Source organism: Ruegeria sp. SAZA006 (assembly GCF_059613465.1).
In genome coordinates this window covers 74,063-98,396 of the sequence record NZ_JBXWSO010000014.1, presented here as the reverse complement: position 1 = coordinate 98,396, position 24,334 = coordinate 74,063, and the positions used below count along the sequence as shown (strand labels likewise).

At 62.3% G+C, this 24,334-nt stretch carries 20 protein-coding genes; 7 read left to right on the top strand and 13 right to left on the bottom strand.

Going from position 1 to position 24,334, the window contains the following annotated elements; all coding sequences use genetic code 11:
* Positions 1 to 78: 78 nt before the first annotated feature.
* The 3 genes from AC2FNZ_RS12565 to cobS all read right to left on the bottom strand — a co-directional run bounded on the left by AC2FNZ_RS12565 (position 79) and on the right by cobS (position 4,945).
* The gene (locus AC2FNZ_RS12565) at positions 79 to 1,869 is read right to left on the bottom strand and encodes an aminopeptidase P family protein (RefSeq protein WP_496840856.1); all 1,791 of its coding nucleotides are present in this window, start codon (positions 1,867 to 1,869) and stop codon (positions 79 to 81) included.
* A gap of 86 nt (positions 1,870 to 1,955) precedes the next feature.
* The gene (cobT, locus tag AC2FNZ_RS12560; protein ID WP_496840855.1) at positions 1,956 to 3,833 is read right to left on the bottom strand and encodes a cobaltochelatase subunit CobT; all 1,878 of its coding nucleotides are present in this window, start codon (positions 3,831 to 3,833) and stop codon (positions 1,956 to 1,958) included.
* Positions 3,834 to 3,958: 125 nt separating this feature from the next.
* The gene (gene cobS, locus AC2FNZ_RS12555; RefSeq protein WP_093964859.1) at positions 3,959 to 4,945 is read right to left on the bottom strand and encodes a cobaltochelatase subunit CobS; all 987 of its coding nucleotides are present in this window, start codon (positions 4,943 to 4,945) and stop codon (positions 3,959 to 3,961) included.
* Positions 4,946 to 5,550: 605 nt separating this feature from the next.
* Between cobS and AC2FNZ_RS12550 the strand changes: the two genes are divergently transcribed.
* Positions 5,551 to 6,453, top strand: coding sequence for a Hint domain-containing protein (locus AC2FNZ_RS12550; RefSeq protein WP_496840854.1), 903 nt, complete (start codon positions 5,551 to 5,553; stop codon positions 6,451 to 6,453).
* Between the two features lie 5 nt (positions 6,454 to 6,458).
* On the opposite strand, the gene AC2FNZ_RS12545 is transcribed toward AC2FNZ_RS12550, so the two are convergent.
* Complete coding sequence (locus tag AC2FNZ_RS12545) at positions 6,459 to 7,079, bottom strand: J domain-containing protein (RefSeq protein WP_093964862.1); 621 nt, start codon at positions 7,077 to 7,079, stop codon at positions 6,459 to 6,461.
* A 107-nt stretch (positions 7,080 to 7,186) separates the two neighbouring features.
* Between AC2FNZ_RS12545 and AC2FNZ_RS12540 the strand changes: the two genes are divergently transcribed.
* Together AC2FNZ_RS12540 and AC2FNZ_RS12535 are read left to right on the top strand one after the other, a co-directional pair.
* Positions 7,187 to 7,441 (top strand): BolA family protein, encoded by a 255-nt coding sequence (locus tag AC2FNZ_RS12540; RefSeq protein ID WP_093964863.1) that lies wholly within the window; start codon positions 7,187 to 7,189, stop codon positions 7,439 to 7,441.
* An 82-nt stretch (positions 7,442 to 7,523) separates the two neighbouring features.
* A complete protein-coding gene (locus AC2FNZ_RS12535) occupies positions 7,524 to 7,913 on the top strand; it encodes a DUF805 domain-containing protein (protein WP_170440791.1) in 390 nt (129 codons plus the stop codon).
* Between the two features lie 12 nt (positions 7,914 to 7,925).
* On the opposite strand, the gene AC2FNZ_RS12530 is transcribed toward AC2FNZ_RS12535, so the two are convergent.
* From AC2FNZ_RS12530 to pepN, 6 genes are all read right to left on the bottom strand, one after another.
* Positions 7,926 to 8,393: a DUF4177 domain-containing protein gene (locus AC2FNZ_RS12530; RefSeq protein ID WP_093964865.1), complete on the bottom strand. Its 468-nt coding sequence runs from the start codon at positions 8,391 to 8,393 to the stop codon at positions 7,926 to 7,928.
* An 83-nt stretch (positions 8,394 to 8,476) separates the two neighbouring features.
* Positions 8,477 to 9,733: a peptidase T gene (pepT, locus tag AC2FNZ_RS12525; protein ID WP_496840853.1), complete on the bottom strand. Its 1,257-nt coding sequence runs from the start codon at positions 9,731 to 9,733 to the stop codon at positions 8,477 to 8,479.
* A 148-nt stretch (positions 9,734 to 9,881) separates the two neighbouring features.
* On the bottom strand, positions 9,882 to 11,393 hold the full coding sequence (gene gatB / locus AC2FNZ_RS12520) for an Asp-tRNA(Asn)/Glu-tRNA(Gln) amidotransferase subunit GatB (RefSeq protein ID WP_496840852.1): 1,512 nt from the start codon (positions 11,391 to 11,393) through the stop codon (positions 9,882 to 9,884).
* Between the two features lie 90 nt (positions 11,394 to 11,483).
* Complete coding sequence (locus tag AC2FNZ_RS12515) at positions 11,484 to 12,731, bottom strand: hypothetical protein (protein ID WP_496840851.1); 1,248 nt, start codon at positions 12,729 to 12,731, stop codon at positions 11,484 to 11,486.
* A gap of 142 nt (positions 12,732 to 12,873) precedes the next feature.
* Positions 12,874 to 13,317, bottom strand: coding sequence for a hypothetical protein (locus tag AC2FNZ_RS12510; protein WP_093964868.1), 444 nt, complete (start codon positions 13,315 to 13,317; stop codon positions 12,874 to 12,876).
* Positions 13,314 to 15,866, bottom strand: a complete 2,553-nt coding sequence (gene pepN / locus AC2FNZ_RS12505; protein ID WP_496840850.1) for an aminopeptidase N — start codon at positions 15,864 to 15,866, stop codon at positions 13,314 to 13,316. Before pepN ends, AC2FNZ_RS12510 begins: the two co-directional genes overlap by 4 nt.
* A gap of 215 nt (positions 15,867 to 16,081) precedes the next feature.
* On the opposite strand from pepN, the gene AC2FNZ_RS12500 reads away from it, so the two are divergent.
* The 3 genes from AC2FNZ_RS12500 (at position 16,082) to AC2FNZ_RS12490 (ending at position 19,647) form a co-directional block, all read left to right on the top strand.
* Entirely contained in the window at positions 16,082 to 18,217 is a 2,136-nt protein-coding gene (locus AC2FNZ_RS12500; RefSeq protein ID WP_496840849.1) for a malate synthase G, read from the top strand.
* Between the two features lie 36 nt (positions 18,218 to 18,253).
* On the top strand, positions 18,254 to 18,679 hold the full coding sequence (locus AC2FNZ_RS12495; RefSeq protein ID WP_496736514.1) for a GlcG/HbpS family heme-binding protein: 426 nt from the start codon (positions 18,254 to 18,256) through the stop codon (positions 18,677 to 18,679).
* A 188-nt stretch (positions 18,680 to 18,867) separates the two neighbouring features.
* Positions 18,868 to 19,647 carry a gamma-glutamyl-gamma-aminobutyrate hydrolase family protein gene (locus AC2FNZ_RS12490; protein ID WP_093964872.1) on the top strand — a complete coding sequence of 260 codons (780 nt, stop codon included), beginning with the start codon at positions 18,868 to 18,870 and terminating at the stop codon, positions 19,645 to 19,647.
* Positions 19,648 to 19,710: 63 nt separating this feature from the next.
* Here AC2FNZ_RS12490 and AC2FNZ_RS12485 read toward each other — a convergent pair whose 3' ends face one another.
* The gene (locus AC2FNZ_RS12485) at positions 19,711 to 21,951 is read right to left on the bottom strand and encodes a xanthine dehydrogenase family protein molybdopterin-binding subunit (RefSeq protein WP_496840848.1); all 2,241 of its coding nucleotides are present in this window, start codon (positions 21,949 to 21,951) and stop codon (positions 19,711 to 19,713) included.
* Between the two features lie 3 nt (positions 21,952 to 21,954).
* A complete protein-coding gene (locus tag AC2FNZ_RS12480) occupies positions 21,955 to 22,419 on the bottom strand; it encodes a (2Fe-2S)-binding protein (protein ID WP_170357311.1) in 465 nt (154 codons plus the stop codon).
* A 99-nt stretch (positions 22,420 to 22,518) separates the two neighbouring features.
* On the opposite strand from AC2FNZ_RS12480, the gene AC2FNZ_RS12475 reads away from it, so the two are divergent.
* A complete protein-coding gene (locus tag AC2FNZ_RS12475) occupies positions 22,519 to 23,097 on the top strand; it encodes a TetR/AcrR family transcriptional regulator (protein ID WP_496840847.1) in 579 nt (192 codons plus the stop codon).
* On the opposite strand, the gene kynU is transcribed toward AC2FNZ_RS12475, so the two are convergent.
* Entirely contained in the window at positions 23,090 to 24,283 is a 1,194-nt protein-coding gene (gene kynU, locus AC2FNZ_RS12470; RefSeq protein ID WP_496840846.1) for a kynureninase, read from the bottom strand. The genes AC2FNZ_RS12475 and kynU overlap by 8 nt on opposite strands.
* Between the last annotated feature and the right edge of the window lie 51 nt (positions 24,284 to 24,334).

Genomic DNA, 24,334 nt, shown 5'->3' with positions numbered 1-24,334 from the left:
GTCTGCTCCTTCCCTCGTCTTCGCGGCCTCGTTGTGTTCAGGCCTTCGCCTATGCCCACACTATGTGACAAACGGGTGTCACAAGGGCGCGGTTGCGGCATCCAACCACAGTTGCGCGGCATGTGACAGTCTTGGCCTGAGTTTTTCCGCCACGTCCCGGTGATACGCGTTCAGCCAATCACGCTCGGCACTGGTCAGCATGTCGACGACGATCAGGCGTCGATCGATGGGGACATATGTCAGTGTCCGCCAGCACAGCATCGCGCGCTCGGGATCTGCGCCGGGCAGGGCGGGGGCTTCCTCAACAACCAGCAGGTTTTCAATCCGAATGCCGAAGGCACCTTCGCGGTAGTAACCCGGTTCATTCGACAGGATCATCCCGGGCTCGAGCGGAACGTGGCTGACCCGCGCCAAGCGCTGTGGCCCTTCGTGAACGCTCAGGTATGCGCCGACACCGTGACCGACGCCGTGATTGAAATCCTGGCCCGCGGCCCACAAAGGTGCCCGGGCGATGCACTCGATGTCTCGACCGGCCAAGCCTACGGGCCAGCGCAGTTGCGACATCGCGATCATTCCCTTCAGAACCCGGGTAAAGCAGGTCTTTTCCTCGTCTCCCACCGTGCCGATGGGGATCGTTCGGGTGATGTCCGTGGTGCCATCCAGATACTGTCCGCCGCTGTCCAGAACCAGAATATGACCGTCCTCAAGCCGGCTGTCAGTTTCCTCGGTCACTCTGTAGTGCATGATGGCGCCGTTTGGCCCGGTGCCGGCAATGGTGTCGAACGAGATATCCTGCAACGCATTGTCGCGCCGCCGGTTCTCCTCCAGCCGTGTGACCACTTGCGTTTCGGTCAGGCTGCCGGGGGGGTGGGCATCCAGCCAGCACAGTGTTTCGATCACTGCGGCGGCGTCACGAAGATGCGCGGCGGCGCTGCCGGCAATTTCGGCTTCGTTCTTGCAGGCCTTGGGCCGGGCGCAGGGGTCGCCGCCATCCACAGCCCGGTCGCCAAGCACATCGGCAACGGCCTGCGGCAGAGTTCCCATGTCCACTTGCACCGCGCCCTCAAGCGCCGCAACAGCGTTCAGGAACGCGTCGGGCTCGTGGATCGAAACCCGCGGCCCCAGATGCTCGTCCATCCCATTCAGCTTTTTTGCGGCCATGAACAGGTCCACGTGCCCGTTGGCCTGCAAAATCGCAAACCCATGCGCAACCGGGTTGTACGGAATATCTGACCCGCGGATGTTCAGCAGCCACATGATCGAATCCGGCAAAGTGATGACGGCAGCCGACCTCCCGTTTCGAGCCAGCGCCGAAGCCAGCCGCGAGACCTTGCTTTCGGCGCTTTCGCCTGCAAATTCCAGCGGGTGCACCTTGACCGGGTTCATTGGCGGTGGTGGCTGGTCGGACCAGATGCGGTCCACAAGATTGTCTGACGGAACCAACTCGATCCCGCTATTCTGCAGCTCGGCCCGGGTTGTGGTGATCTGTCCGGCGGAATGCAGCCAGGGATCGAATGCCACCCGCCCTCCATCGGGCAACTGCTGTTTCAACCACGCCGAAAGGCTTACGTCGGGCCACGGTACCGGCGTGAAATCGGACGCCACCTGCGCCTTGACCTGAGTGCGATACCGTCCGTCCACAAATACGCCGGCCACGTTTCGCAGCGCAACGCAGAACCCGGCAGAACCAGTGAACCCGGTCAGCCATGCCAGCCGACCATCACGGGGAGCTACATATTCGCCCTGATGCGCGTCGGCACGCGGGACGATGAAGCCATCCAGTCGTTCGCGCTCCAATTCTGTGCGCAACGCCGCCAATCGTGGCGGCCCCTGTTCGGGCCGCGCCGTGACTTCGAAAGACTGGAACATCTGCTTCTCCTTCGGCTCACTACAGGTCTTGGTCGCCTGCCTTCACCTTTCTTTCTTAAATGCTACCGCTGGAGGCAAGACCGGCCTCAGCCGGCCTTTTTCATGCCCATCACGCGGGCCCGCGCGCGCGGGTCGCTGTCGAACAGCGCGGCCAATTGCTCGGTCATAGCTCCTGCCAGCTGTTCGACATCGGTGATCGTGACAGCACGATCATAATAACGGGTGACATCGTGGCCGATGCCGATGGCCAGCAACTCGACCATCTTGCGCTTTTCGACCATGGCGATGACATCGCGCAGATGCTTCTCAAGGTAGTTGGCCGGGTTCACGCTGAGTGTTGAATCATCGACCGGAGCCCCATCCGAGATCACCATCAGGATCTTGCGCTGTTCGCGGCGCGCCAGCATCCGGCGGTGGGCCCATTCCAGCGCCTCGCCGTCAATGTTTTCCTTTAGAAGGCCTTCTTTCATCATCAGGCCAAGATTGGGCCGTGCGCGGCGCCAAGGCGCGTCGGCGCCCTTGTAGACGATGTGGCGCAGGTCGTTCAGGCGGCCGGGCTGCTGTGGGCGGCCATCGTTCAGCCACGCCTCACGCGCTTGTCCACCCTTCCATGCCCGCGTCGTGAAGCCCAGGATCTCGACCTTCACGTTGCACCGTTCCAGCGTGCGGGCCAAAACATCGGCGCAGATCGCTGCAATGGAAATCGGCCGTCCACGCATCGAACCAGAATTGTCCAGCAACAGCGTCACCACGGTGTCGCGGAACTCGGTATCCTTCTCGACCTTGAAGCTGAGCGGCGTCGTGGGGTTGGCCACCACCCGCGCCAGCCGGCCGGCATCCAGAATGCCCTCTTCGCGGTCAAACTCCCAGCTGCGGTTCTGCTGCGCCTGAAGGCGGCGCTGCAGCTTGTTGGCCAAACGGCTGACGGCGCCCTTCAGCGGCTCGAGCTGCTGATCAAGATAGGCCCGCAGCCGTTCCAGTTCGGCGGGCTCTGCAAGGTCCTCGGCCGCAATCTCTTCGTCATGCGTGCTCAGGTAGACCATGTAGTCCGGATCGGCCTCGGATGCGGGCGGAGGGGCAGGCGGCTCCAAAGGCGCTTCGCCTTCGGGCATCTCGGCTTCTTCACCCATCTCGTCCTCGGCCATCTCGTCCATCGAGACCTGTGCCTGAGACTGATCCTGTTGCTCTTCCTGAGTTTGCTCGGGCGTCGCGTCGGCGTCCTGTTCGTCTTGGTCGTCCTGGCCGGTGCTGTCCGGATCGGGCTGTTCTTCGGCGTCTTCCTCGGCCTGATCTTCCTGATCTTCGTCCAGTTCGTCCGGGTCGTCACCCAACTGGTCGCCATAGCCCAGATCCTTGATCATCTGGCGCGCGAATCTGGCGAATTCGGCCTGATCCGAGAGCACCTCGTCGAGATTCTCCAACACACCGCCGGCCTGTTCCTCGATGAACCCGCGCCACAGGTTCATGACGTTCTCGGCTGCAGCGGGCAATTCACGCCCCGTGGCCAGATGACGGATCAGATAACCCGCCGCCACCGCAAGCGGTGCCTCGGAGGGTTGCTTGCACTGGTCATAGCCGCGCCGCAACGCCTCGTGGCCGATCTTGACGTCAATGTTCGAAGCCGTGCCGGGCATGTCCCGGGCGCCCATCGCTTCGCACCGGGCGGTTTCCATCGCTTCATAGAGGTCGCGCGCCATATCTCCGGGAGGCGCATAGCGCGCATGCGTCGCATCGTCATGGTAGCGCCGGTTCAGCGCGAGGGCATCTGCGGTGCCCCGCGCCAAAAGAACCTCTTCGCGTGTCATTCGACGTGACACCTGCGGCAGGCGCATCGAGTCTCCGGACAGGCCCGACGGGTCGACGGAATAGCTTACCGACAACTCGGGATCATCGGCCATGACCTTGGTCGCCTCGGCCAGAGCCTTCTTGAACGGATCAGCAGGGTTGTCGTTCTTCTGCGCCATATCTATCAGCCCTCACTCACGCCCTTAGGCCCGACGACCGGTCGAAGTGACCGGACCCCGTCTTCATCTGGCCCCCGATGTCCCCGCCGGGGGCGTTGCGCCCGAACCGGGCGCAGCCGATGCCATCAACCCAGGCTCACGCTGGCCGCGCTTTCCGGCAGTTCTTCATCAAAACAACGCTGATAGAACTCGGCAACGGTCTGCCGTTCCAGCTCGTCGCATTTGTTCAGGAAAGACAGGCGGAAGGCGTAGCCCACGTCGCGGAAGATTTCGGCGTTCTGCGCCCAGTTGATAACCGTACGCGGGCTCATCACGGTCGACAGATCGCCGTTCATGAACGCTGTCCGGGTCAGGTCGGCAACGGTGACCATCTGGCTGACGGTCTTGCGGCCTTTTTCGGTGTTGTAATGCGGCGCCTTGGACAGAACGATCATCACCTCGGCGTCGTGGCTGAGGTAGTTGAGCGTCGCCACCAGCGACCAGCGGTCCATCTGGGCCTGGTTGATCTGCTGAACGCCATGATACAGGCCGGTGGTGTCACCCAGGCCGACGGTGTTGGCGGTCGCGAACAGGCGGAAATAGGGGTTCGGCGTGATGATCTCGTTTTGGTCCAGCAAGGTCAGCTTGCCGTCATGCTCCAGAACCCGCTGGATCACGAACATCACGTCGGCGCGGCCGGCATCGTATTCGTCGAACACGATGGCCACAGGGTTGCGCAGCGCCCAGGGCAGGATGCCTTCGTGGAATTCAGTCACCTGTTTGCCATCACGCAGCTTGATCGCATCCTTGCCGATCAGGTCGATCCGGCTGATGTGGCTGTCCAGATTGACACGCACAGCAGGCCAGTTCAGTCGCGCAGCGACCTGCTCGATATGGGTCGATTTGCCGGTGCCGTGATAGCCCTGGATCATCACCCGGCGGTTGTGGGTGAACCCGGCCAGAATTGCCAGCGTGGTTTCGGGATCAAACTTGTAGGTAGGGTCGATTGCCGGAACGCGGTCGCTGCTTTCGGCGAACCCTTTGACGGACATATTGCTGTCGATCCCGAACACGTCACGGACCGAGATCTCTTCGGTGGGTTTTGCGTTGATATCGGTCGATCCGTCAGCCATTCGCCTTGTCCTTATCCTTTGGCCCGTTTTGCCGGGTTTGAACCCGTGTGTGGTGCAACATATTGCAGATAAGGGCAAGGGAAAGCGGCCCCCTTGGAAAGGTGAGCAGGTTTTTCTTTCAAACTGGCCCTATTGACGCGCGGGCGATCCTTGGTCGCGACGCGTACCAGGTGCAGGTCAAGCCGCGTTTGTCAACAAAGGCACTGCGGCCTGTTCGGACGCACATGCCGATCCATGTGTCGGAAATGCTGTATGCAGGTAAGTATTCAATAATCCAAATGTTGAAAATGACCTTATCAGACATATGAAAAATGGTCTCATGGGGCTTTTTGCAAGTTGCTCAAGTACACAGCAGATTTCTTTGCTAGTCGCGAGCCAGAACTGTCAGGTGGCAATACCAGACGTCGAGATGGCAGTTTCTGGATTCAGCGTCATCCTAAGGACGTGTAGAAACTAGGCAGGGCAACACTTTCGGCGAACGGGAAAGTGACCTCGGGCAAATGCCACAAGAAATCGTCACAACTTGCGGCTCGTCACGTGCAGATATTGAAATGTGTTGTGGAGGTGGTACACTATTTCGGACTTAGTTTAAGTAAAAGGTTGCCATGGCTTTAGTAATTACCGGTCCAACGAGGATTTTCTTTCCTCCGAACACGGACACATTTTCTGTGGACTACAACTCCAGCAAGCCAGCGTCTTGGTTTGTATCTGTAACAGATGACGGACTTCTTTCCCCTTCAGATTACTCGGTTACGATTTCCAGTGCTGGTTTACTAACAGTGGACCTGCAGCCGGGGGTTATTGTTCCCCCAAATACAACTCTGAGTTTGATCGTCAGAGCCTCCAGCGGGTCTGGAAATGGCAACAATGCCTCGATTGGGGTAACCGTTAGGTTGCCCGCTGGAACGGTGCCGTGTTTCGTGAAAGGGACATTGATTGAAACTGAAAGTGGCTGTCGCGCTGTTGAGGAACTCGCTGTTGGTGACAAAGTGCGTGCTTCCAGTGGTGAACTGCTACGCATCGAGTGGATCGGAGAGAAGACCCTGCAGGCAGAAGCTTTGAAGCGAAACCCCCAGTTACGTCCGGTTTGCATTCAGAAAGGTGCATTCGGAAAAGGACTGCCTGACCGAGATTTGTACGTTTCTCCACAACATAGGATTGTCGTGGAGGGTTGGCGCGCAGAGTTGCTGTTTGGAGAGCCAAAAGTTTTCGCCGCGGCAGTTCATCTCGTTAACGATCATACAATTCGCCAAGTAAATACTTATGATCCCGTTACATACTACCATATTGCTTGCTATCGCCACGCGATACTGTTGTCGAATGGTTTGCCAACTGAAAGTTTGTTTTTAGGTGAAATGGCGGTGATGTCCTTCGATCGGGAAGATGCCGAGGAACTCCGTGTGCTATTTCCCGAACTGCGAAACGCGGCATCCGCTTTTGAGCAAACGCGCGTACGTTGCCTAAAACGCCCCGAAGCTGCTGCGTTACGCGATACGTTCGCGCACTAAAACCGCTATTTGAAGTTCCTGCTGTCCTTGATCTGATCCCAGGCCCAGACGACTTCCTGCAGCTGTTCTTCCTGGCTGCGGTCGCCGCCGTTCATGTCCGGGTGCAGCACCTTGATCAGCTTTTTGTAGGCTTTGCGAACCTCGGCCTTGGTCCAAGTGTCCTTGGCTTCGAGGATTTCGATCGCACGACGCTCAGTAGGCGGCAGGCGACGGCCTGTTGCGGCTCGACCGGGGTTCTTGGTCGCGTTTTCGCCCAGAACCTGATGCGGATCTTCGATGCCAAGCCGGGCCCAGGCCCGCGCCTCGGGGTCTCCCATGGGCTTGGTTTCGCGTTCCCACACTTTGTCTTTCGACCGTTGGGCGTTCAACTCGGCCTCGGTGGTGCCGTCGAAGAAATTCCACTTCTGGTTATATTCGCGCACGTGCTGCTGGCAGAACCAGAAAAAGTCGTCCAGCACATCCGGTGCCTTGGGCGCGCGGAACTTGCCGGCTTCCTGGCATCCTTCGTGGTCACAGACCCGGGTCGAGGTCTCGGACGCGCCCGACATGCCCCGACGCCCGCGCGGGTTTTTCTTCTTGGCGCTGGACACCGACATGTCGAATCCGAAGGGATCTGATTTCACCATATGCTCATCCTCATGAACGCGTCTTTTCGACTCGGAGGCAGCAGTTTAATCTAAGTGATCGAAAGTAGAAGAGGGGCGCGGCAAAATATTTGCCGCTGAGAGTAAAAATGACCGTGACCGACGAAATCCGCCAGCGACTTCAGGCCGAGTTCAACCCGCGTGAGCTGGAAGTCGTGGATGATAGTGAACGCCATCGCGGCCACGCAGGGTTTCAGGAAGGCGGCGAAAGCCACTTCAACGTCCGAATCCGCGCAGCCGCCTTTCAGGGGCAGTCCCGCGTTGCGCGTCACCGGGCCGTTCACAAGGCCCTGGGCGACATCGTTCCGCGCATCCACGCCCTGGCTTTGGACATCGGTGACTGAAGCCTTTCGCCCGACTTTTTCGATTATTGTCGGTTCTTGCCAATAATCTGCTATGTTTCCCGTGATTTGCGCGGAGGAAACTATGGAACAGATGAGCCACGCCGTTCGTACGGTGCTGTCAAAATACGCAACCTTTCAAGGGCGCGCACCGCGCTCCGAGTTCTGGTGGTGGGTGTTGGCGATCTTTTTGGTGCTGGTTGTCACACAATTGATCGACGGTGCGGTGGTGGCGCCTTTGCTGGGGTTCGATGCTTTCGCTTCGGAAGCCGGTCAACCGCTGTCGTGGCTAGTCTCGTTGGGCGTGATCCTGCCGAACATCGCGGTGGGCGTGCGACGCCTGCATGACACCGGGCGGTCCGGTTGGTGGATCCTGATCGGTTTGATTCCGCTGATCGGCACGTTGATCCTTCTGTATTTCTACATTCAACCCAGCGAGCAGGCCGAAAACGCCTATGGTGCCGCGCCGGCCTGACGCGGTCTGAGCCTAGCTGTCGGGCTTTTCTTTTTCGTCCTCGGCATCCGCTTTGGGGGCATCTTCTGACTTGGCCGGTTTCAGCGTCAACGGCGGGTCGTCGTGATCCTGCGCGATGCGGGCCGGAGCCTCGACTTGACCGGCCGCAGCCGCGTCGTCCGGGCCAGGAACCGGCCGTGCCAGAGGAGTGTCATCCTCTTCTGGCGGGGTCAGGAGTGCGGCGATGTCGTCGTTGGCGACTTCGGTTTCGACCGCACGGCGAAACACCAGAACATTGCGCCAGTTTTCTGCGGTTCCGGTCAGGCCGACCCGCTCCTCGCTGGGCAGCAGCTCGGCGCGCTGGTACTCCCAGCCTTTCGCACCCAACTCGTTCAACAAATGCTCGATAGTGACGGCAAACCGGCCCTCGGGCGTTTTGACCCCTTTGGCTTTGGTGCCTTTCTTGGGGGCCGGGACGACCTTGTATTCGTAACGCTGCATCAATGGTTCCTGAACTGGTGTTGGCGGGCAATGTATCGTTCCGTCAGGGACGGGGAACAGAAAACTTCGCGCCCCGGCGAATTTCAGCCTCGACTGTGGCTTTCCCCCTGCGTCGCCTTCGAGGCGATCTTCAGGCACAGCTCGGTTGCCACCGCCATGTCCTGGACCGAGATCCACTCCAGCGGCCCGTGGATGCATTGCATGCCGGTAAAGATGTTGGGGCAGGGGGTGCCGAACTCGGTCAGGCGCGACCCGTCGGTGCCGCCGCGGATCGGAACCGAGACCGGATCGATCCCCATTTCGCGGCAGGCCTCGCGCGCCAAGTCCACCGGTGTCATGTCCTTTTCCAGCCAGTAGCGCATGTTGCGGTATTGGTGGCTGATCTCGACGCTGATCTTGGCGCGCGGTTCGCTGGCCTGTACTGCATCACAGACCTTGCGCACCAGCTCGCCCTTGGCTTCCAGCCCGTCCATCTCGAAATCTCGCAGGATCAGCTTGATCTCCATCTCGGACGAGCCGCCGTTCAGGTCGGTCACGTGGATGAATCCTTCGCGCCCGTCGGTGACTTCGGGGGTCATGGTGGCCTGAGGCAGCGTCTGCACGATCTTGGCCGCCAGGTGGGTCGCGTTCACCATCTTGTCTTTGGCCAGACCCGGGTGAATGGAAACGCCCTCGATCCTGATCACTGCCCGGTCGGCCGAGAAGCTTTCATATTCGATCTCGCCCAGTTGCTGACCATCCAGCGTATAGGCGAAGTCGGCGCCCAGATCATTGGGAAGCGCTTCAGTCACACCCCGGCCGATTTCCTCGTCGGGGGTAAAGGCGATGCGGATCGGTCCGTGCGCGATCGTCCGATCGGCCAGCAGGTGCCGGGCCATCGTCATGATGATCGACACGCCCGCCTTGTCGTCGGCGCCCAGCAGCGTGGAGCCCGAGGCGGTGATCAGGTCGTCGCCGACCTTGCTGGCCAGATAGGGATGCTCGGCCGGGGACAGCACCAGTGACGGATCGTCGGGAAAGGTGATGTCGCCGCCATTGTAGCCTTTGATGACCCGCGGTTTGACCCCGGTCGCGTTGAACTGCGGCGCGGTGTCCACATGGGCCAGAAAGCCGATGGTCGGCCCTGGCGCGGTGCCCGGAATGGTGGCCAGAACGACTCCATAGCCCGTCATGGTCACATCCTGCGCGCCCATCTCTGCCAGCTCCTGCTGCAGCAGGTTCAGCATGTCGTATTGGATTTCCGTGCTGGGGGTGGTGGGCGAGTTTTCGTCGCTCTGGCTGTCGATGGCCGCATATCGAACCAGCCGGTCCACCAGCTCCTGGTCAAATCTGTTCTGCATGGCACCTCACCTCTCTGGCCAAGACAAAGGCCGCAACCGGTCGCCCGAGTCAAGCGCTGCCTCGGGCCCTGAAAGCGTCAACAACTCCGGGCAAAATCTGTACAAACCGGACAAACCCAGTTGCCCGGCCTGTACAAACCGAAAGACCTTATTGGCCCAGCTTCTGCGCAACCAACTGGTTGACCGCCTTGGGGTTGGCCTTGCCGCCGGTGGCCTTCATCACCTGTCCGACGAACCAGCCGGCCAGTTTCGGGTTCACCTTGGCCTTCTCGACCTGGGCCGGGTTGGCAGCGATGATCTCGTCCAAAGCAGCCTCGATGGCACCGGTGTCGGTCACCTGCTTCATGCCGCGCTCTTCGACGATCTGCGCCGGGTCGCCGCCTTCGGTATAGACGATCTCGAACAGGTCCTTGGCGATCTTGCCCGAGATGGCGTCCGAGGCGATCAGGTCGATGATCCCGCCCAGCTGCGCGGGTGAAACCGGCGAGTCGGTGATGTCGCGGTCGTCTTTCTTCAGGCTGCCGAACAGCTCGTTGATGACCCAGTTCGCGGCCAGCTTGCCGTTGCGGCCCTTGGCGACCTCTTCGAAGTACACGGCCGATTCAACCTCGGCGGTCAGCACCGATGCGTCATAGTCGGTCAGGCCGAAATCATTGATGAAACGGGCTTTTTTCTCGTCCGGCAGCTCGGGCAGCTTGGCGGCGATGTCATCGACCCAGGCCTGCTCGATTTCCAGCGGCAGCAGGTCGGGGTCGGGAAAATAGCGATAGTCATGCGCCTCTTCCTTGGACCGCATCGAGCGCGTCTCGCCCTTGTCGGGGTCATACAGACGGGTTTCCTGCTCGACCTTGCCGCCGGCCTCGACGATGGCGATCTGGCGGCGCGCCTCGACCTCGATGGCCTGCTGGATGAACCGCATCGAGTTCATGTTCTTGATCTCGCAACGCGTGCCCAGGTGCGAAAAGTCCTGCGTTTCCATGTATTTCTCATAGTCGCCCGGACGGCAGATCGACACGTTCACGTCGGCCCGCAGGTTGCCGTTCTGCATGTTGCCGTCGCAGGTGCCCAGATAACGCATGATCTGGCGCAGCTTGGCGATATAGGCGGCGGCCTCTTCCGGGCCGCGGATGTCGGGGCGGCTTACGATCTCCATCAGGCAGACCCCGGTGCGGTTTAGGTCGACGAAGGACATGTTCGGATCCATGTCATGGATCGATTTGCCCGCGTCCTGCTCCATGTGGATGCGCTCGATGCGCACCATGCGCGCGGTGCCGTCGCCCAGTTCCACCAGAACTTCGCCTTCGCCCACGATCGGGTGATACAGCTGGCTGATCTGATAGCCCTGCGGCAGGTCGGGATAGAAATAGTTCTTGCGGTCAAAGGCCGATTTCAGGTTGATGTCGGCTTTCAGACCCAGACCGGTGCGCACGGCCTGTTCCACACAGAATTCGTTGATCACCGGCAGCATGCCCGGCATGGCCGCATCCACAAAGGCCACATTCGAGTTCGGTTCGGCTCCGAATTTGGTCGATGCGCCAGAAAACAGCTTGGCATTGGACGAGACCTGCGCGTGCACCTCCATCCCGATCACCAGTTCCCAGTCGTGCTTGGCACCGGCGATGGTCTTTGGTTTGGGCAGTTCATAGGTCAAGTCGAGCATGGCGCGCCTCATTTCCGCAGAAGTTCAGGCATGGGTATTATGCCCGGCAAGGCCAAGGGGCAAGGGGCAAAGGGCGCCGAGACGCAATTCTCAGTGGCTGGTCAGTTGCAGACCTGAAGGCGTGAAGGTCACGTCGGTCCCGTTGCGCAATTCCTCGCGGAACAGATCACCGATGGCGCGCAAGGCGTCACGCTGTCCACGTGCCGCGAACCGCTCGGGTGAGTTGACGCGGACCGAGTTGTTGAACCCGTTGGCCGCGTGGGCCCAGATCAGCGGGTGCAGTTCGGTCAAATGATCGCGGATCAGCCATTGGGCGGCCTCCCTGATCTGGGACCGGACCAGATCGGCCTTGTCGTCCAGACCGAACCCATTCTGCACCGTGATCGCGCAATACGAGGCCAGCAGGTTGATCGTTTTCTGGTCCGGCATCCGTTGCACGATGTCGCGTAGACCTTCCAGAAAATACTCGATGTCCAGCCGCGCGCAGGCTTGTTCATCCAATGCAATTGCGTCGAACTGAACCCATGTGTATCCGCCGGCACCCCACGTGTCGCGCGTGTTCGCGGCATTGCGCAGGGCCTGCACCTCAAGCTCTGCATAGCTGCCGAACCATCGCGGTAGCAGGTGGCTGCCCATCGCGCGCATGTGTCGATGGTTTCGCGGATCCAGCGAAATAAGGCGTTCGTACTGATCCGCCACCCGGGCCCGCTTGGTGCGCTGACCAGCCAGCAGGGCACAGTCGGCGGCGGCGACCACAGGGCTGTCCGGCAGCGCCTTGCGGCACTCGGGCAGTATGGCTGCAGCCCGGTCAAAATGTGCAGCACAGCGTGAACGATGCAGCGGCGGTAGCGCCGCGTCCAGAGCCGTGCCACGCCACGCCCATGCCAGATCGATGTGGGCCAGAGCGACGATGAGAGCAATCATCGGATCATCGGGATGATCCTGTTTCACACCCTCAAGCTCGGAAATACCGCCAAGCAGGTCGTACTCGGCGATCGCACCGCCGTCGGACAGCGCGTGTTCGGCGGCCAAGACAACATCCGATCGCGCGCCAAACGCCAGAAGATCGGCGATCGGCAGCCCGTCCGGGGCTGTTGTCCGGGCTTGGTCCGCGGCCTGGATCTCGGCTGACAGTTCGGCCCAACGATCCTGCCGAGCAAGATGGCGCCCGCGTTCGATCATGTCCCGCCCGATCAGGTCAGCCGCACCCAGTTCCGCAACGGGAATATTGAGACGCCCGACATCTTCCAGACAGCGGGAACCCGCGTCCGAAACCGGAGCCACGTGACTTGATATGGGATTGATACGGGCAAGACCTGCCCAGAACGACCGGAACATCGAAAACACTCGAAACTGTACAAACTTGTTAACTAACGATGAATTCTGAACCGGAATTGTGACCAGTTCAAGGATTCTAACATTAAACTTTCTGCTTCAATGGATCAGACAGGATCAATCGACGCGGATTCCGTGAATCGTTTCAGAATACCGTGAAATGGTGTCGGTCAACCCGAAACCCAGCCTGTTGCAGCGCCTGTTCCAGCTGCTTGTGCGGCGGCAGAGCTTCGTCGGGCAGGCGCAGGCGTTTGCCGTTGGTCAGGATGATCGACACGCGCACCGAGAAGTCCCAGCGCGTGTCGAAGCGGAAGAAGTCGATCTCGGTCACGTCGATCTCGCCCTGCCGAGCGCCCGAATGCCAGCGCAGTTTTGCCGAGTCCAGGTTCAGCCCGGCATCGGTGTCGCGCAGCACGTCCCACAACGCGGGCAGGGTGCCCAGAGCCAGCAACCCGATCAACCACCATGCCGCGTCGAATACCAGCACCAGCGCCAGCAGCCCCGCATAGACAGCGGCCAGAATGGCGATGCTGCGGGGCGACCGGTTGTGGCGGGTAAAGCGGAACCCGGAGCCCTCGGGCGCCGTCATGCCCCGAGGATGCGCGAGATCATCTCGGTCGTGTCGCGGGACAGGTTCGGGGTTTCGGCGATGCGGCTCAGCTGCGTGCGGATCAGGTCCTGGCGGTCGGCGTCATAGCGTTTCCAGGTCTGAAAGGCGGTGCACATGCGCGCGGTGGTCTGCGGGTTGACCGGGTCCAGCCGGATCAGCCAGTCGGCCAGCAAGGCGTAGGACGCGCCGCCGGCATGGTGGAACCCGGCGTGGTTCATCGCCAGCCCACCTATCAGTGCACGGAACCGGTTGGGGTTCTTCCAGTTGAAATCGGGATGCTCGGACAAGGTGCGGGCGATCCGCGGTGCATCATCCGGTGCGGCAAGCGAGGCCTGAAGCCCAAACCATTTGTCCAGAACCAGCCGGTCGTCGTGCCACTGGTCGTAGAATGCCGCCAGTTCCGACTGACCTTTGCCGGCACGCAGCAGGCAGGACAGGGCGCTGAGCTGCAGGGTCATGTTGTCGGCCTTGGCATAGACCTCGGCCGCCATGGCCCCGCCGTCCAGCCGGGTGGTCAGCGCCAGCGCGGCGCTGCCCAGGGCGCGCTTGCCCGCCTGTTCGGCATCGGGCGAATAGGGGCTGTCCACCAGCGCCTCGGAGTGCAGGCGGGGCAGCAGGTCCTGCATGTGCTGGGCGGTGGCCTGGCGCAGGGTCTCGACCGCGCGCCAGATCGCCATCGGGTCGGGCGTTTCGCCCTGTTCGTGCAGCGCGGCGGCCAGTTCCGATTGGGTCGGCAGGCCCAGCATCAGCGCGCGATAGGCCGGGTCCAGATCGGCGTCGCGCAGAACGGCCAGCAAGCCATCCAGATATTCGGCATCGGGTGCCGCGTCCTGGGTGATCATGCGCAGCAGGGTATCCTGCGCTAGCGTCCGTCCGGCCTCCCACCGGTTGAACGGATCGGTGTCATGGGCCAGCAAAAACGCGCGTTCGGCGTTCGGGCGGTCGTGTTCAAGGATCACCGGCGCCGAGAACCCTCGCAGGATCGAGGCGACGGGGCGGGCGGCCAGCCCCTCGAACGTGAAGCTCTGGCGCGCTTCGGTCAGTTCCAGCACCTCGGTCCCGCGCACCTCGTCGCCATTGGGGCCCAGCAGGCCCACGGCCACGGGGATCACCTGTGGCAGCTTCTCGGGCTGGCCGGGTGTGGGTGGGGTGCTTTGGGACAGGGTCAGGGTAAAGGTGCCGTCGGCCCAATCCTCCTCGACCTTTACCCGGGGCGTGCCAGACTGGCTGTACCAACGCTTGAACTGGGCCAGGTCGCGGCCAGTCGTGTCCTCGAACACTTTCAGCCAGTCCTCAATCGTGCAGGCTTGCCCGTCATGGCGTTCGAAATACAAGTCCAGCGCCTTGGAATAGGCGTCGTCCCCCACCAGCGTTTTCAGCATGCCGATCACCTCGGCGCCTTTTTCATAGACGGTCGCGGTGTAGAAGTTGTTGATCTCTTGAAAGCTTTCGGGGCGCACGGGGTGCGACAGCGGGCCGTTGTCCTCGGGGAACTGGCGCGCGCGCAGGTCGATCACGTCATGGATGCGCTTGACCGGGGCCGAGCGCATGTCCGAGGTGAACTGCGCGTCGCGGAACACGGTCAGCCCCTCTTTCAGGCACAGCTGGAACCAGTCGCGGCAGGTGATGCGGTTGCCGGTCCAGTTGTGGAAATATTCATGCGCGATGATCGCCTCGATCCGTTCGAAATTGGCATCGGTCGAGGTTTCAGGGCTAGCCAGCACCGCCGACGAGTTGAAGATGTTCAGCCCCTTGTTCTCCATCGCGCCCATGTTGAAATCATCGACGGCGACGATGTTGAACACGTCCAGATCGTATTCGCGGCCATAGACATCCTCGTCCCATTTCATCGACCGCTTCAGGGCCTCCATGCCAAAGGCGCATTTACCCTCGTCCCCGGGGCGGACCCAGAGGTTCAGATCGACATGCCGCCCCGAGAGGGTGGTGAAACTGTCGGAATGGGCAAGCAGTTCTCCGGCGACCAGCGCGAACAGGTAGGCCGGCTTGGGCCAGGGGTCGGTCCATTCGGCCCACCCTTCGCCCTTGCCCGTCGGGTTGCCGTTGGACAGCAGCACCGGCAGGTCGCCGTTGATGCGCACGGTGAAGGTGGACATCACGTCGGGCCGGTCGGGATAGAAGGTGATCTTGCGGAACCCCTCGGCCTCGCACTGGGTGCAATACATGCCGTTGGACATGTACAGCCCTTCCAGCGCGGTGTTGTTGCCGGGGTCGATCTCGACCTCGGCCTCCCAGACGAAGGGGGCATCGGGGACGCTGGCGGTCAGGCCCTTGTCGGTGACGTCGGGCGTGATCTCGGCGCCGTCGATGCTGGCGCGGATCAGCTTAAGCTCTTCCCCGTGCAAAAAGAACGTGCGGTCGGTGGCCTGCGGATTGGGCCGGAACGCGATGCGCGATGTCACGCGCGTCGCGTTCGGGGCCAGATCGAAGGTCAGGTGAACGCTGTCGACCAGAAAACCGAAGGGCGAATAGTCGGACAGGTAGATCGTGGTGGGGGCGGCGTCGCGCATCTGGGGCCTCGTGTCGGTGTGTTCCCGCGCGACGTTAGGAGGATCGCAGTGGCGCTGCAAGCAGGCGGGTCGGGGCGGCATTAACTTGCACGGTTTGAAGCTGTTTCAGGCGGAATTGAAACGCGGATTGATGCAGCGGCAAGTTGCCTATCGGAAACAATGCCCCTAATTGATGACTGCATACAACGGCACACGAAGGGCAGGAGATTCGAGTCATGAGCGGCAGAGCTATCCGGAGCGGGTTGGACGTAGATCAGGTTCTGATCGATTTCATCGAGGAACGCGCGCTTCCCGGAACAGGCGTTGAGCCCGACGCATTCTGGGCTGGTCTTTCGCGGATGGTGTCCGAGTTTGGCCCAAAAAACCGCGACCTGCTGCAAAAGCGCTCGGATATCCAGGGCCGGGTCGACGCATGGCACCTTGCGCGTAAGGGGCAGCCCATCGACATGGCCGAGTATCAGGCGTTCCTGCGCGAAATCGGCTATCTGCTGGATGAAGGCCCCGATTTCCAGATCGACACGGCGAATGTCGACCCCGAGATCGCCGCGACGCCGGGGCCACAGCTGGTTGTGCCGATCACCAACGCGCGTTTTGCCCTGAACGCGGCCAATGCCCGCTGGGGCAGCCTGTATGACGCGCTCTATGGCACCGACGCGATGGGCGACCTGCCGCAGGGGGGCGGCTATGACGCGGCCCGCGGCGCGCGGGTGATCGCGTGGGCCAAGGCGTTTCTGGACGAGGCCGTGCCGCTGGCCCAAGGCAGCTGGGCCGATGTGTCCGGTCTGAAGGTCGAAGGCGGCGCATTGGTCCCGGCGCTGGCCGATCCCGGGAAATTCGTGGGCTTCGACGGCGCGGCCGAGGCCCCGGACTTCGTGCTGCTGAAGAACAACGGTCTGCACGTCCAGATCATGATCGACCCGTCCAGCACCATTGGCGCCTCGGACCCGGCGGGCATTTCCGATGTGCGCCTGGAGTCGGCCCTGTCCACCATCATGGACTGCGAAGATTCGGTGGCCTGCGTCGATGCCGAGGACAAGGTCGTGGCCTATGGCAATTGGCTGGGCCTGATGAAGGGCGATCTGACCGAAGAGGTCACGAAGGGCGGCCGGACATTTACCCGCAAACTGTCCGAGGACATCGCCTTTACCCGGCCCGACGGGTCGGCCGGCAGCCTCAAGGGCCGGTCGCTGATGCTGGTGCGCAATGTGGGCCACCTGATGACCAACCCCGCCGTGCTGGACGTCGACGGCAACGAGATCGGCGAGGGGCTGATGGATGCGCTCTGCACCACGCTGATCGCCATGCATGACTTGCAGCGTGATGGCGGCAACTCGGTCCACGGTTCGGTCTACGTGGTCAAGCCCAAGATGCACGGCCCAGAAGAGGTCGCATTCTCGGTCGAGATTTTCGACATGGTCGAAGACATTCTGGGCCTGCCGCGCAACACCGTGAAACTGGGCATCATGGATGAGGAACGCCGGACTTCGGTGAACCTCAAGGAATGCATCCGTGCGGCGAAATCGCGGGTGGCCTTCATCAATACCGGCTTCCTGGACCGGACGGGGGATGAGATCCACACCTCGATGGAGGCCGGGCCGATGCTGCCCAAGGGCGACATGAAGAATACGCCCTGGATCCAGTCCTACGAGGATCGCAATGTCGATATCGGGCTGGCCTGCGGGCTGAAGGGCCGGGCGCAGATCGGCAAGGGCATGTGGGCCATGCCCGACCGGATGGGTGAGATGCTCGAGGCCAAGATCGGCCACCCGATGGCCGGTGCGACCTGTGCCTGGGTGCCGTCTCCCACCGCAGCGACCCTGCACGCGACCCATTACCATAAGGTAGACGTTCTGGCCCGTCAGGACGAGATCGCTACCGGAGGTCCGCGCGGCACGCTGGACGATCTGCTGACCATCCCGCTGCTGAGCGGCCGCAACCTCAGCGACGATGAAATCACTCGCGAGATCGAGAACAACGCGCAGGGCATCCTGGGCTATGTCGTGCGCTGGGTCGATCAGGGTGTCGGCTGCTCGAAGGTGCCCGATATCAACGACGTGGGTCTGATGGAGGATCGCGCCACCTGCCGGATTTCGAGCCAGGCGCTGGCCAACTGGCTGCATCACGACGTGATCCGCGCCGATCAGGTGATGGCCGCGATGAAGAAGATGGCCGCCGTGGTCGACCGCCAGAACGCGGACGACCCGGCCTATCGGCCCATGGCGCCGGGGTTCGACGGCATCGCCTTCCAGGCCGCCTGCGATCTGGTGTTCAAGGGGCGGGTGCAGCCCTCGGGCTATACCGAGCCGGTCCTGCATGCGCGGCGGCTGGAACTGAAGGCTCGTCAAGGCTAGAACCGGGACAGACCACCGCAGACAGAGGACAAGATCATGTCGGTTTCACTCAGAAAGGCCCGCACCATCATTCGCAAAACCCTTGAGAAAGGGCGCGAGATGGACCTGAAACCCCTGTCGGTGGTGGTTCTGGACGCCGGCGGCCATGTCATCGCCTTCGAGCGCGAGGACGGCGCGGCCCCGGGCCGGTTCGCGATTGCCCATGGCAAGGCCTATGGCTCGGTCATGCTGGGCATGGCAGGCACCGCCCAGATGCAGCGGGCCGAGGCGCAGGCCTATTTCATGGCCGCGGTGAACGGGGTCTATGGCGGCCAGGTCGTTCCGGTTCCGGGCGGCGTGCTTTTGCGCGACCGCAAGGGTGCCGTGATCGGGGCTGTCGGGGTAACCGGCGACACCTCGGACAACGATGCCGCTGCCGCCATGGCAGGGATCGAGGCCTCCGGGCTGACTGGCGAGACCTGATCTGAAGAAGCGCCGTTCCGCCGAGGCCGCCTCTTTCGGGAAATCGATCCAGCGCTCTGCGGAAATCGGGAACATTGTGTGCGTATCTGAACACGTCCTTGCGCCATGGTGCAGGGCGTGTTTTCTTGCACGTTACTGAAGGGGCGGATAATTTCCGACCAGTTCAAGTAAAACAGCAAGGTAGCACAATGTCCCGACCCGTCGTTGGCATCATCGGCAATTCGTATCTGATGAACGACCAGTACCCCACCCATGCCGGGGGCACGATGAATTCGGACGCGGTCGCGAATGTTTCGAACTGTCTGCCGCTGCTGATCCCGGCCGACCCGCGTTATGTCGACGTGGCCGAACTGCTTGAGGTTTGCGACGGGTTCCTTCTGACCGGTGGCCGCCCCAACGTTCACCCCGAGGAATACGGCGAGTCGGCAACTGACGCGCATGGTGAATTCGACCGGGCGCGCGATGCGATCACCCTGCCGCTGGTGCGGGCCTGCGTCGAGCGCGGCCAGCCCTTTCTGGGCATCTGCCGGGGTTTCCAGGAGGTCAACGTGGCCATGGGCGGCACTCTGTACCCGGAAATCCGCGATCTGCCCGGCCGGATGAACCACCGCATGCCGCCCGATGGCACTCTGGAAGAGAAATTCGCCCTGCGCCACGTGGTCAATCTGACCGAGGGCGGGGTATTCCACCGACTGTTCGGCGCCAGCGAGGTGATGACCAATACGCTGCATGGGCAGGGTATCAAGACGGTGGGCAAGAGCGTGGTGATCGACGGCCACGCGCCGGATGGTACACCCGAGGCGATCTATATCCAGGATGCGCCCGGTTTTACCTTGTCGGTTCAGTGGCACCCGGAATGGGATGCGGCGAATGACCCGGTGTCGCGGCCCCTGTTTCAGGCTTTTGGCGACGCGGTGCGGGCTTGGTCGGCAGGCGCCATGCCGACGCCGGTGCGGCAATCGGCCTAAAAGTCAGCTTTCAGATTTCTTCAAAAGACCGGCGCGACAATCACCGCGCCGGTCTTTTTTGTTTCACACCAGCAGGTTGAACTGTTTGTTGAGCGGCAGGGTCCGCGCGCGTTGGCCGGTCAGGTCAAACAGCGCGTTGCCCAGCGCCGGCATCGAGGGTGGCGTGCCGGGTTCACCCGCGCCACCCATGAAGCGGTTGGTTTCCAGCACCTGAACCTCAACCTGCGGCGCGGTGTGCATGCGCAGCGCGTCATAGTCGGGGAAGTTGTACTGTTCGACCTCGCCATCGGCGAAGGTGATCTCGCCGTAACAAGCCGCCGACAGGCCATACATCATGCCGCCGAACATCTGCGCCTTGACGTTTTCGGGGTCAAGGGCCAGCCCCATGTCACAGGCGATCCAGGCCTTGCTGATGCGGATGGTGCCGTCTTCGTCGACCAACTCGATCACCTGCGCGACCGGGGTGCCGAAGCTGTAGGTAAGGGCCACGCCGCGCCCCACGCCATCGGGGGTGTTGCCCGTCCAGCCGGACATGTCGCGCACCGCCTCAAGACACCCGGCCGAGGGCGCATGTTCGCCGCCCGCCAGTTCCAGCCGGAAGTCCAGCGGGTCGCGGCCGGCCGCGTAAGCCATCTCATCCATGAAGGTTTCGTGGAAGAACCCGTTGTGGCTGTTGCCGACCGAGCGCCAGAAGCCCACCGGGATCTTCAGATCGGCGATATGGCCGCTCATGCGATAATTGGGCACCGCGTAGGGCTGGTTGAAGAACCCTTCGACCAGAACCTTGTCCGGGCCAGCGCCGGGCATTCCGGTATAGCGCTCGACGGCTTGCTGCGTGCAGGATTGCGCTGCGACTGCACCATCGATGAGCACTGCCTTACCATCCTGAACCGCACCGCGCATCCGCGCCATCGCACCGGGACGGTAGTAGTCGTGGCGCATATCCTCTTCGCGGCTCCAGGTCGTCTGGACCGGAGTGCCGGGCACCGCCATGGCCACCTTGGTTGCGATTTCGCCGAAATCCAGTTCTCCACGGCGACCAAACCCGCCGCCCAGATAGGTGGTGTGGATTTGGACGGCTTCGGTGTCCAGACCCGCCGTGTTGGCAACGCGGAACTGAATCAGCGTGGGGGCCTGGTTGCCGCACCACAATTCCAAGGCGTCGCCGGTGAACAGCGCGGTGGCGTTCATCGGTTCCATCGTGGCGTGGGCCAGGTAGGGGACGGTGTATTCAGCCTCGATCACGATTGCGCCTTCGGGAACGGTGCTGACGTCGCCGTCATCGCGCATGGTCGAGTTCGGGTCCGTGTCGAAAGCCTTGGCGATCTCGGCAAAGATGGCGTCGGTTTCAGGGGGATAGGGGGCCTCGCCCCAATCAACGTCGATGGCCTCGACCGCCTGGTTGGCCAGCCAGGTGTTGGTGGCGATCACCGCGACACCATTGCCCAGATCGACGATCTCTTCGACGCCCGGCATTGCCTTGGCGGCGCTGTCGTCGAAGCCGTTCATCTGGCCGCCCAGCTTGGGGTTCATCCGGACGCTGGCGAATTTCATGCCGGGCAGGCGCACGTCAACGCCGAACTGGGCGGTGCCGGTGGCCTTTTCCACCATGTCCAGACGTGGCAGGGTCCGGCCCAGATAGCGCCACTCGGACGGGTCGCGTAGTTCTGCGTCGATGGGCTCCATCTGCGCCACGTCGGCAGCCAGGTCGGTATAGGCGATCTTGCTGTCATCAGGCGCGATGACATGGCCCGAAGCGGTCTTCAACTGAGCCCGATCCACCCCCAGTCGGCCGGCGGCGGCCTGTTTCAGCGTCTCGCGGGCCGAGGCACCAGCCGCGCGCATGCGTTCGAACCCGTCCTTCATCGAGGTCGAGCCGCCGGTGACCTGCAGGCTGAGCGCCTTGCCGATCACGCCCAGGGCCTCGCCCAGATTGTGCTGGAAGTTCGAGACGTCATAGCCCTTGTTGGGCAGGCTCTCGCCGATCAGGGCCGAGTTGTAATAGGCCGCCGCCGCAGGTCCGTGCAAAACGGTGACCTGATCCAGATCCACGTCCAGCTCCTCGGCGATCAGGGCGGCCCATGTGGTTTTGACGCCCTGGCCCATCTCGGCGCGCGGTGCAAACAAGGTCACGCCGTTCTGGTCGATCAGGATGAACGGATTCAGGGCCGCTTCACCGTCCCCCGGTTTCAGCGGGTTCTTGGCAGGGCGATTGACATAATAGACCCCGAAAGCCACGCCGCCGACGATGGCGGCGGACCCGATCAGGAAGGTGCGGCGCAGGATTTTTCCGATGCTGGCCATGGATCAGGCCTCCTTCAGCTTGGCGGCGGCGTCGTGGATCGCGGCGCGGATGCGCGGATAGGTGCCGCAGCGGCACAGGTTGCCCTGCATCGCCTCGTCGATTTCTTCGTCAGAGGGGGCGGGGTTTTCGGCCAGAAGCGCGGCGGCCTGCATGATCTGCCCCGACTGGCAATAGCCGCATTGCGCGACCTGATGATCGACCCAGGCCTGCTGGATCGTGGCCAGGTTGTCGGGCGTTCCCAACCCTTCGATCGTGGTGACCTCGCCCCAGACATCGGACAGGGCAACCTGGCACGAGCGGACGGCCTCACCGTCGATTTGCACCGTGCAGGCCCCGCAGGCGGCAACCCCGCAGCCGAACTTGGTTCCGGTCAGGCCCACCTCGTCGCGCAGCACCCACAGTAGGGGGACATCGTCGGGCAGATCGACCTGATGTGGCTTTCCGTTGATCGTCAGCGTGGTCGCCATGGCGCACCTCTTTTGGCTGTGGCTGGTTTCTGACATAATCGATGAAAAATGTCAGTGCGTCAATTGACAATTTCGCGGGAAACTGTCAGAGGTCAATTCATGGCGGAAAAACTGGATGATACACGGGCAAAGGCGATCCTGACTTCGGCGTTTCAGGCCTTTTCCGCCTATGGGTTCCGCAAGACCTCGATGGATGACATAGCGCGTGGCGCGGGCATGTCCCGTCCGGCGGTCTATCTGCATTACAAGAACAAAGAGGCCATCGTTCGCAGCCTGACGCAGGCGCATTACGCCGAGAAGATCGCGGCGGTGGCGCAGGCGCTGCAGGGCGACGGAACGGTGCCCGAGATCCTCGCGCGGGCGATTGACGCGCAGATCGCCGGGATGGCGGCAATACTGGCCTCGCCGCATGGGCTCGAAATGCTGGATACCAGCAAGTCCACCGCTGCCGACATCGTGGCCGAGGGCGAGGCGGCGCTGGCGGATCTCTACGCCGAGTGGCTGGAGCGCGAACTGGCGGCCGGTCGCGTGCGCCTGCCGGACGGACCGGCCGAGACCGCGCGGACCATCACCGCCGCGCTGAAGGGGATCAAGATGACCGCCTCGAACGCCGAGGAGTTCGAGCAGCGCATCGCCCAGCTGACCGCGCTGATCGGCGCGGGGCTTGAGGTCAGGTAACCCGCTGCCGGATTTTGTATTCCGGCGTGTCCCACAACCGGTTCTGCATGATGTCGGCCAGAATCTCGACGGCGCGCGTCACGTCGCCCTCGTCGATATACAGTGGCGTGAAGCCGAACCGCATGATGTCGGGCGCGCGGAAATCCCCGATCACGCCGCGGGCGATCAAGGCCTGCATCGCTGCATAACCGTCGGCAAACCGGAACGAAACCTGGCTGCCGCGCATCGCGGGGTCGCGGGGGCTGGCCAGTTCCAGATCGGGGCAGGTGGCCTCGACCTGCTGGATGAACTGTTCGGTCAGGGCGATGGACTTGGCGCGCACATCGTCCATGTCGGCCATGTCCCAGATATCCATTGCCGCGGCCAGCGCGGTCATCTGGATCACCGGGGGCGTGCCGACGCGCATGCGCTCGATGCCTGCGCCGGGGCGGTAGTCCAGGTCGAAGGCAAACGGCGCCTCGTGCCCCAGCCAACCCGACAGGGCCGGGCGCGCGGTGTCGGCCCATTTCGGCGCGACATAGATGAAGGCCGGGGCGCCCGGACCGCCGTTGAGGTACTTGTAGGTGCAGCCTACCGCGAAATCCGCGTTGCACCCGGCCAGATCCACAGGAATGGCGCCGGCGGAATGGGCCAGATCCCACACGGTGATGGCGCCGTTTGCGTGGGCCAGTTCGGTCAACGCCTTCATGTCGTGCTTGCGGCCGGTGCGATAGTCGACCTCGGTCAGCATCAGCACGGCGACTTCATCGGTGATGTGCTCGGCCACGGCCTCGGGGTCCGCGACCCGCAGCTCGTACTCCTCGCCCAGCGAGCGCAGCAGCCCGTCAGCCATGTAGAGATCGGAGGGGAAGTTGCCGTTGTCCGACAGGACCACCTTGCGCCCCGGGTTCAGCTCCAACGCCGAGGCAACCGCTTGATAGACCTTGATCGACAGCGTGTCGCCGACCACGACCGTGCCGGGTGCGGCGCCGATCAGGCGGCCGATCCGATCGCCCAGGTCAGTCGGCATGCTCATCCATCCGGCCTTGTTCCACCCGGTGATCAGCATCTGGCCCCATTCCTCGGTCAGCATCTTCTGCACTTTCGCGGCCGCCGCCTTGGGCAGAGGGCCCAGCGAGTTGCCGTCCAGATACAGCACTCCTTCCGGCAGGTGGAACATGGCTTTGGTGGCGGCGAAATCGGTCATGATCAATCCCGGTGTTTTCTTGTGTCCGAACCGGGGTATCGGATCGGTGCC